The following is a 3,230-nucleotide window of genomic DNA, read 5'->3' as shown; positions in this document are numbered from 1 at the left end:
ACTGAGCTTGGAGTAACCCCGCAGACGGTGTTCGATTATCTCGCGCGCGGATTGCTGGCGGGTCATCAATTGGCCAAAGGCCAGCCATGGCAGATCGAGCTCTCGGACAAACAAATTACTCAGCTTCGCAACCGGGTACGACGCACCAACCGTTCCAAGAAGGAGGCATCATGAAGTCATCGGCTCGCCGATAACGTCGTGCCAATGTTCGACGGGGACCTGGCTGGTGACGATGGTGGAGGCGCGACCGTGGCGATCGTCGAGGATCTCCAGAAGGTCGCGCCGTTCAGGCGGATTTAGAACTGACAGGCCCCAATCATCGAGGATCAGGAGTTGAACGCGGCCGATGGTTTTAAGCAGTCGGCCATATCGGCCGTCGCCGCGAGCCAGGGCAAGTGCCTCGAACAGACGCGGGACGCGATGATACTGGACCGAACGATTGTCGCGGCAGGCCTGGTGGCCGAGGGCGCAGGCAATGCAGCTCTTGCCGAGCCCGGTTGCCCCTGTGACGAGCAGGTTCTCGTTGCGGTCGATCCAGTCGCCGCCGACGAGCCTGGCGAAGACGGCGCGATCGATGCCGCGTGGCGTGCGCAAATCGACGTCTTCCACGCACGCGCTCTGGCGTAGCGCGGCGAACTTGAGACGGGTCGTGAGACGTTTGGTGTCGCGCTCGGCGGCTTCGCGATCGACCAGCAATCCGACGCGCTCCTCGAACGACAAGGCATCGAGATCTGACGATCGTCGCTGCTCCTCCAGGGCTTTGGCCATTCCGGTCAAGCCGAGCGAAATCAGCCGTTCATGGGTCGGATGTGTCAGCATTGGGGGGTCTCCCTATCAGTGGAAATAGCCCTGACCGCGGATGTTGCCGTGGCGCAGGGGCTGGTGGTCGGACGTCTCGTCGAGAAAAGCGCGATCAAGGCCGCTCTTGAGGATCGAACGGATCGAGGCGACGGAGCGAGCCTTGATGAGGATGCCGCGTTGGCAGGCCGCATCGACGCGCGCGTTGTCGTAGCTCTTGGTCAGCGACAGGATGCCGAGGCAGGTGCGAAAGCCTTGCTCGGAATGAGGCCGGGCCGCGATGACGGCCTGGAAAAACGCCGCGGCAGAGGGACCGATCTTCTCGCCGGCAGCGATCAATCCTCCCGGCGTCCATTTGCCGTAGCGGCGGTGGGCGCTCGGCATATGATCGGCGATGGTGGTATGGCCGCGGCGGTTGGGCGCGCGGGCGTGGCTGGCGATCCTCTGTCCCTTGTGGAAGACCTCGATGGTCTTGTCGGCGATGCGGACATCGACGAGTTCACGGATCAGCCGATAAGGGGTGGAATACCAATGGCCGTCGATCTCGACATGATAGTCGGGCGCGACGCGGCAACGCTTCCAGCGCGCAAAGACGTAGGGCTGGTCCGGCAGTTCTCCCAGCTTGGGACGATCGATCTCGGCGAACAGCTCGGTCCGGCTGGAGCCAAAACCGCGGATCTGGCGGGCGTTGAGTTCGACGACGAGGCCGCGGATGGCCGCATTGAGCTCCGCCAGGGAAAAGAAGCGCTGGTTGCGCAGGCGGGCCAAGATCCAGCGCTGGGCGATCTGGACGGCGACCTCAACCTTGGCCTTGTCCTTTGGCCGCCTCGGCCTCGCCGCCAGGATCGCGGTGCCGTAATGACCGGCCATCTCGGCATAGGTTCGGTTGATCCCGGGATCGTCGCGATCGGGGTTGGTCACGGCGGCCTTGAGATTATCGCAGACCACGAACTTCGGCACGCCGCCGAGATACCTGAACAGGTTGGCATGCACGCCGATCCAGTCGGACAGGCTCTCGCTTGGGCAGGCCTCGGTGTAGGTGTAGTTCGAGGCCCCCATCGCCGCGACGAACAGCTTCATGGCGCGCACTTCGCCGGTGATGGGATCGAAGATGTCGATGGTGTCGCCAGCGAAATCGACGAACACCTTCTCCCCACCGATGTGGGTCTGACGCATGCTCGGGCGCGCACGCTGCTTCCAGGCTTCGAAGGTCGTGCAAAACCAGGTATAGCCGAAGCCGTCGGGATTGGCGGCGCGATACTCTTCCCACAACAGCAGCCGTGTCACGCTGCGCCGGCGTAGCTCCTTCTCCACATAAACCCAGTCGGGGGACGGTCGTCGGTCGCTTTGCGAGGCAGCCTTTGGCGCCGGGAACAGCAGCCGCTCCAGGCCCTCGTCGTCCATGCCCTCCGGCAGCGGCCAGCTCAGCCCGGCAAGGCGGGCACGCCGCACGTAACCATGGACGACGCCATTGCTCACCCCTAACGTTCGCGCGATGACGCGCTCGGTCAGGCCCTGGTGCCTTAAACGTAGAACTTCTCTGATCCGGCGCATCGACAATCTCTGCATCAGGCTTCCTCATTGGTTGAACGAGAACTCCGTAGCCCGGCTGAGTTGTCGGCCGAAGCGTCCGGCACCGCCAAAAGGTGCTCATGATGCGGTGAAATCCGTGCTCACGATCCCGCGAAACGCGCACCCCATATTGAAACCCGCTTGGCGGCGGTCAATAGTTGGGATTTATGATGGCGGAGCCGAAGCGTTCGCAGAGTAGCCCGACCTGGTTCTCGAGCTTTCCCTTCTCCCAGCCCGAGGCAAGCGTGCAGGCACCGGATCGACCAGGTAATGGCTGCACATCTGCACCAAGCGGCGATTGTAGAGAGGCGGCCTTTGCTGACAAAGATCCTCTCCACCGCCGTCCTCACGTTGTCGTAGATGCCGCGCCGGAAAGTCCACTTGAAAAGTGCGAACGCCCGGTCGTGGGCGTCAAACACAATCTCCTGCGTCTCGCCCGGATAGGGACGCGCAGAACTGGCCCCCATCCGGTACAGAGACTCGTCTCGCTCGTGCGACGTACGATGATCACGTCGTAGCGCCATCACAGAAGGCGCTTTCCACGTCAAACCCGCGACGGACTAAGGCCGGCGGTCGTAGGGCTCGCTGCATCATTTTGATTCCAATGACATACAGATTGTCGCCCGATAAGTGGCGACGCTCGCCCGGGCGGCTTTGCTCTAACGAGCTACACCGATAGTAGGAAACGACCACGGGCATAGGCATCGGATATTGTTTTATATTGAACATCTATTTGTCATGCCCTTGGTGAATTTCTAATGGTCACGTTATGTAGGAAGGTCCTGGTCGAGTAGCTCAGCCATTTGGCTTTCGCCCTCACAGATCCGGGCAGGCGGCTTTCCCGCACCCGGCTCTTCCCG

The 3,230-nt window shown here is 62.0% G+C and carries 2 protein-coding genes and 1 pseudogene; all 3 read right to left on the bottom strand.

The genetic code is table 11. From position 1 onward, the window contains the following. Positions 1 to 168: 168 nt before the first annotated feature. Positions 169 to 819, bottom strand: a complete 651-nt coding sequence (gene istB, locus AC0L3P_RS39455) for an IS21-like element helper ATPase IstB (protein WP_473309391.1) — start codon at positions 817 to 819, stop codon at positions 169 to 171. Positions 820 to 834: 15 nt separating this feature from the next. Then, the gene (gene istA / locus AC0L3P_RS39450; RefSeq protein WP_473309390.1) at positions 835 to 2,367 is read right to left on the bottom strand and encodes an IS21 family transposase; all 1,533 of its coding nucleotides are present in this window, start codon (positions 2,365 to 2,367) and stop codon (positions 835 to 837) included. A gap of 187 nt (positions 2,368 to 2,554) precedes the next feature. Continuing rightward, positions 2,555 to 2,819: pseudogene (locus AC0L3P_RS39445) on the bottom strand (IS21 family transposase); the annotation flags it as partial. Positions 2,820 to 3,230: the final 411 nt, after the last annotated feature.

The organism is Bradyrhizobium sp. WSM4874, assembly GCF_055811835.1.
Note: the sequence above shows the minus strand (reverse complement) of the source record. Positions and strands in the feature narration are given on the sequence as shown.

Coding starts and splice junctions, on each gene's coding strand:
- istB (WP_473309391.1), bottom strand. CDS start 819: ATGCTGACACATCCGACCCATGAACGGCTGATTTCGCTCGGCTTGACC.
- istA (WP_473309390.1), bottom strand. CDS start 2,367: ATGCAGAGATTGTCGATGCGCCGGATCAGAGAAGTTCTACGTTTAAGG.